This is a genomic window from Kitasatospora sp. NPDC005856, assembly GCF_040629945.1.
Taxonomy (GTDB): domain Bacteria; phylum Actinomycetota; class Actinomycetes; order Streptomycetales; family Streptomycetaceae; genus Kitasatospora.
The window spans coordinates 1-6052 of the sequence record NZ_JBEXWT010000179.1; the positions used below are offsets into that span (position 1 = coordinate 1).

Genomic DNA, 6052 nt, shown 5'->3' on the forward strand with positions numbered 1-6052 from the left:
GAGTGGCCCACCACCGCGTCCGGGACGACCCCGAACGAACGCCACACCTCCGCCAGCGACACCATCACCGCCCACAGCACCGGCTGCACCACATCGACCCGCGCCAACAGCGCCTCCGAACCCAACGCCTCCGCCAACGACCAGTCCACGTAAGGCGCCAGCGCCCGCTCGCACTCCGCCATCCGCCCCGCGAACACCGCCGATTCGGCCAGCAGCTCCGCGGCCATCCCCACCCACTGCGAACCCTGACCCGGGAACACCAACACCGAACGACCCGAGGACACACCGTCGCCCCGCACCAGGCCCGGCACCGAGCGGTCCTCCGCCAGCGCCTTCACGCCGTCGAGCAGCCGGTCCGGGTCGGTGCCCACCACGACGGCCCGCCGCTCGAAGGCGGTACGCGTGAGGGCGAGGGCGCGGCCGGTGTCGGCGGCCCGCAGGGGTCCGGGGGCGGTGCCCAGGTGTGCCAGCAGCCGGGCCGCCTGGGCGCGCAGCGCCTCGTCGGTACGCCCCGAGAGCACCCAGGGCAGCGGGTGCGGATCGCCGTCGTCCGCGGTTTCGGCCACCGGTTCGGCTTCCTCCGCCGGGGCCTGTTCCAGGATCAGGTGGGCGTTGGTGCCGCTGACGCCGAAGGCGGACACGCCGGCCCGGCGCGGCCGGTCGACGGCGGGCCAGTCGCGGGCCTCGGAGAGGACTTCCACGGCACCCGACGACCAGTCCACCATGGGCGTCGGCCGGTCCGCGTGCAGGGTCCTGGGCAGTTCGCCGTGCCCGATCGCGAGCACCATCTTGATGACGCCGCCGACGCCGGCCGCCGCCGAGGTGTGGCCGATGTTGGACTTCAGCGAGCCCAGCCACAGCGGCCGTTCGGCGGGCCGTCCCTGGCCGTACGTCGCCAGCAGTGCCTGCGCCTCGATCGGGTCGCCCAACCGCGTCCCCGTACCGTGCGCCTCCACCACGTCCACGTCCGGCACGGTCAGCCCCGCATCCGCCAGCGCCGCCCGGATCACCCGCTGCTGCGACGGACCGCTGGGTGCCGTCAGACCGTTGCTCGCGCCGTCCTGGTTCGTCGCCGAACCGCGGATGACGGCCAGTACCGGGTGTCCGTTGCGGCGGGCGTCCGACAACCGCTCCAGCAGCAGGACGCCTGCGCCCTCGGACCAGCCGGTGCCGTCCGCGTCCGCCGAGAACGCCTTGCAGCGGCCGTCGGCCGACAGTGCGCGCTGGCGGCTGAACGCCACGAACGGGTCGGGGGTCGCCATCACCGACACCCCGCCGGCCAGGGCCAGCGTGCAGTCGCCCGCCCGCAGGGCGCGGATCGCCAGGTGCAGGGCGACCAGGGAGGAGGAGCAGGCCGTGTCCACGGTCACCGCGGGCCCTTCCAGACCCAGGGTGTAGGCGATCCGGCCGGAGACCACGCTGCTCGCGGTCCCGGTGTCCAGCAGGCCCTGGACCTCGGGGAGGTGGCGCGAGCCCGCGCCGTAGCCGTTGCCGATCGCCCCGAGGAACACGCCCGTGCCGGTGCGCCGCAGCGCGCGGGGGTCGATCGCGGCCCGCTCGACCGCCTCCCAGGCGGTCTCCAGGGCCAGCCGCTGCTGCGGGTCCATCGACAGGGCCTCGCGCGGCGAGATGCCGAAGAACTCCGCGTCGAACTCGGCCGCGTCGTGCAGGAAGCCGCCGTGCCGGGTGTAGGAGGTGCCGGGCCGCTCGGGGTCCGGGTCGTAGAGGCCCTCCAGGTCCCAGCCGCGGTTGACCGGCCAGGCGGAGACCGCGTCGGCGCCCCGGGAGACCAGGTCCCACAGGAGTTCGGGCGTGTCGGCGCCGCCGGGGTAGCGGCAGGCCATGGAGACGATGGCGATCGGTTCGTGGCGGGCCCGCTCGGCCTCGCGCAGCTTCCTCCGGGCGTCACCGAGGTCCGCGGTGGTGCGCCTGAGGTAGTCGAGCAGCTTCTTGTCGTCGGACATCAGTGCCAGCTCTCTCTCAGACGTTCCCGAAGTCGTTGTCGATCAGGGCGAACAGCTCGTCCGCTGTCGCCGTTTCGGTCACCGTTGCGGTGTCGTCCACCGCCCCGGGAGGTACTGCCCTGCCGCCCGGTGCGCCGGCGCGCCGGCGCCAGCCGCGCAGCAGCTCGTCCAGTCGTTCGCCGACCCCGTCGCTGTCGTCCGCGCCGGGCGGGGCGGCCGTGAGGAGCGTGGCCAGCCGGTCCAGCTCGGCCAGCAGCGGCGAGGGTGGTTCGGGCGCGGCGGACAGCTCCGCGTCCAGGTAGGCGGCGAGCGCCTCGGGCGTCGGGTGATCGAAGACGGCCGTCGGCGGGACGGCCAGCCCGGTGGCCTCGCACAGCGCGTTCCTGAACCGCACCGCGAGCATCGAGTCGAAGCCGACCTCGGCGAAGGAGCGTTCCGGGCGCACCGGGCCGGTTCCGGTGTGGCCGAGGACCGCGGCCGAGTGCCGGACGACGAGGTCGAGCACCGCCTGACGGCGGGCCCTCCGGTCCAGCGGGGCCAGCCGGGCGGCCAGTCGTGCGGCGGGGGTGCCGTCGTCGTCGGCCGCGGCCTCCGGAGCGTCCTCGGCCGGCGCCCCGGTGGGGGCGGCGGCCGTCCGGCCCGGGGTGGCCAGCCAGTACCGGTCGCGCTGGAAGGGGTACGTCGGCAGCAGGACGGGGGCCGGTCCGCCCGGCCCGGGGGTCCCCGTCCAGGGCGACCAGTCCACCGGACCGCCGCCGGCCGCCCACGCCTCGGTCAGCGAGGCCAGCAGCCGGTCCCGGCCGCCGTCGCCGCGCCGCAACGTGCCGACCGCCGACACCTCCCGCCCGGCCTCCGCGGCCACCGCCTCGATCCCGGCGAGCAGCACCGGGTGCGGGCTGACCTCGACGAGCAGGGTGTGGCCCGCGTCCAGCAGGGTGCGGGTCGCTCCGGCGAAGTCGACCGGTTCGCGCAGGTTGCGGTACCAGTAGGCGGCGTCGAGCGACTCTCCGGCGACGGGTTCGCCGGTCACGGTCGAGTAGAGCGGGACGGCCGAGGCGCGGGGGCGTATCCCGGTGAGGGCTTCGCGCAGCTCGTCCTCGATCTCGGCGACCTGGGCCGAGTGGGCCGCGTAGTCCACCGGGATCGCCTTGGCCCGGACGCCTTCCCGCTCGCAGGCCGCGAGCAGGGCGGCCAGCTCCTGGGGCTCCCCGGCGACGACCACGGCGTCGGGGCCGTTCACCGCGGCCACGCACGCGCGTCCGCCGGCGGGCAGCAGGCCCGTGGTCCGCTCGGCGGAGGCGGCGACCGACACCATGCCGCCGCGGCCCGCCAGCCTCAGTAGCGCCTGGCTGCGCCGCGCCACCACGAGGGCCGCGTCGTCGAGCGACAGCGCTCCGGCGACGCAGGCGGCGGCGATCTCGCCCTGGCTGTGCCCGACGACCGCGTCCGGGGTGACCCCGGTGTCGCGCCAGTGCGCGGCCAGCGCGACCATCACGGCGAAGAGCACCGGCTGGACGACGTCCACGCGGTCGAGCGTCGGTGCGCCGGGCGCGCCGCGCAGCACCTCGGTCAGGGACCAGTCGGTGTGCGGGGCGAGCGCCCGTTCGCAGGCGGCGACGGCGGCGGCGAACGGCGCGGAGGTGTCGAGCGCCGCCGCGGCCATGCCGGCCCACTGCGAGCCCTGGCCGGGGAAGACGAAGACCGTGCGGCCGCCGCGCACCCGGTCCTGCACGGCGTCGGGCGCGGGTTCTCCCGCCGCGAGGGCGCCCAGCCAGCCGAGCAGCGCGGCGCGGTCGCGGCCGGTGGCGGCCGCCCGGAAGGGCAGGGAGGGGCGGGTGGTGGCGAGCGCCCGGGCGGCCGCGGCGGCGCCCACGGCGGGGTCGGCCCGCAGGTGCTCGCCCAGTCGGCGCGCCTGGCGGTGCAGGGCCGCGGGGGTCATGGCGGAGAGCAGCCAGGGAACCGTGGCCCCGGTGTCCTCGGCCGGTTCGCCGTCCGTGTCGCCGGGCGGACCGTCGGCGGCGGGTGCCTCCTCCAGGATGGCGTGGGCGTTGGTGCCGCTCATGCCGAACGCGGAGACGCCGGCCCGGCGCGGCCGGCCCCCGTCCGGGGCGTCCCAGGGGCGGGCGTCCGCGAGCAGCCGGACCGCGCCGGCCGACCAGTCCACCCGGCTGGACGCCTGCTGGGCGTGCAGGGTGCCGGGGAGCACGCCGTTCCGCAGGGCGAGCACCGTCTTGATGACCCCGGCGACCCCGGCGGCGGCCTGGGTGTGCCCGATGTTGGACTTCAGCGACCCCAGCCACAGCGGGCGGTCAGCGGGCCGGTCCTGGCCGTAGGTGGCCAGCAGGGCCTGCGCTTCGATGGGGTCGCCGAGTACGGTCCCGGTGCCGTGCGCCTCGACCAGGTCGACCTCGGCGCCGGACAGTCCTGCCGTGGCCAGCGCGGCCCGGATCACCCGCTGCTGCGCGGGGCCGCTCGGGGCGGTGAGGCCGTTGCTGGCACCGTCCTGGTTCACCGCGGTGCTCCGTACCAGGGCGAGGACCGGGTGCCCGAGGCGGCGCGCGTCGGAGAGGCGTTCCACGAGCAGGACGCCCACCCCTTCGCCCCACCCGGTGCCGTTCGCCCCTTCGGCGAAGGAGCGGCAGCGGCCGTCGGGCGACAGGCCCTGCTGGCGGCTGAACTCGACGAAGACGTCCGGGCTCGCCATCACCGCGGCGCCGCCGACCAGGGCGAACGAGCAGTCGCCGGCCCGCAGTGCCTGGCCGGCCAGGTGCAGTGCCACCAGCGAGGACGAGCAGGCCGTCTCCACGGTCACGGCGGGGCCGCCGAGGCCGAGCGTGTAGGCGACCCGGCCGGAGGCGACGCTGGTGACCGTGCCGCTGAGCAGGTGCCCCTCGACCTCGTCGGCCGGGTCCTGCGGGCCGGTGCCGTAGCCCTGGGAGGCGACGCCGACGTAGACGCCGCCCTCGCTGCCGCGTACCGACGCGGGGTCGAGTCCGGCCCGCTCCAGGGCCTCCCAGCTGGTTTCGAGCAGCAGCCGCTGCTGCGGGTCCATGGCCAGGGCCTCGCGCGGGGAGATGCCGAAGAACTCCGCGTCGAACTCGGCCGCGCCGTCCAGGAATCCGCCGCCGGTGGTGTAGAAGGTGCCCGGGTGCAGGGGGTCCGGGTCGTAGAGGGTGTCCAGCGGCCAGCCGCGGTCGGCGGGCAGCGCGGCGACCGCGTCCACTCCGTCGGCCACCAGCTGCCACAGGTCCTCGGGCGAGCGGACGCCGCCCGGGAACCGGCAGGCCATCGAGACGATCGCCAGGGGTTCGTCGGCCGCCGCGGGCCCGGCCGCGCCGGCCGTGCTGGCCGCGCCGGTCGTGCCGTCGGCACCCGGTTCCGTGCCGCTCAGCCCGGCGAACAGGTGCGCGGCGAGGGCGTCCGCCGTCGGGTGGTCGAAGACGGAGGTGAGCGCGAGCGGCAGGGCGGTGGCCGCGACCAGCCGGTTGCGGAGTTCGACGGCGGTGAGCGAGTCGAAGCCCGCCTCGCGGAACGGGCGGTCGGCTGCGAGGCCGACGGCCGACTCGTGGCCCAGCACGGCGGCCGCTTCGCTCCGGACCAGCTCCGTCAGCAGTTTGCGGCCCTCGGGCTCGGACAGCCGGTGCAGCCGGTGCGACCACGACGGGTCGCCGCCCGTACCGGGTCCGGACCCTGTGGAGGTGTCCGCGGCCGCGGGGCCGCCGTCCGCCGACCGGAACTCGGCGGCGGCCGGCAGGCCGCGCAGCAGCGCGCTCTCCCGGACCGAACCGAAGGTGGGCGCGAAGCGACTCCAGTCCAGCTCGGCGACGACCGGTTCGCCCTCGTCCAGGGCCAGCGCCAGGCCGAGCGCCGAGAGCGCCGCCGCAGGGTCCATCGGCACCAGCCCGTGGCGGCGCAGGCCGTCACCGACGGCGCCCTCGGCCATGCCCGCGCCGGCCCAGGGGCCCCAGGCCACCGAGGTCGCCGGCAGGCCCCGGCCTCGCCGCGCCGCGGCGAGGCCGTCCAGGTAGGCGTTGGCCGCCGCGTACGCGCCCTGGCCGCCGCTGCCCCAGGTGCCCGAGAGAGAGGAG

Annotated in this window: 2 protein-coding genes; both read right to left on the reverse strand. The window is 76.7% G+C overall.

Annotated elements, in window-relative coordinates:
• The coding region (locus ABZ449_RS41505; protein ID WP_360357191.1) for a type I polyketide synthase at positions 1-1964 on the reverse strand (1964 nt) is incomplete at its 3' end.
• A 16-nt stretch (positions 1965-1980) separates the two neighbouring features.
• On the reverse strand, positions 1981-6052 hold a 4072-nt coding region (locus ABZ449_RS41510), incomplete at its 5' end, for a beta-ketoacyl synthase N-terminal-like domain-containing protein (protein WP_360357192.1).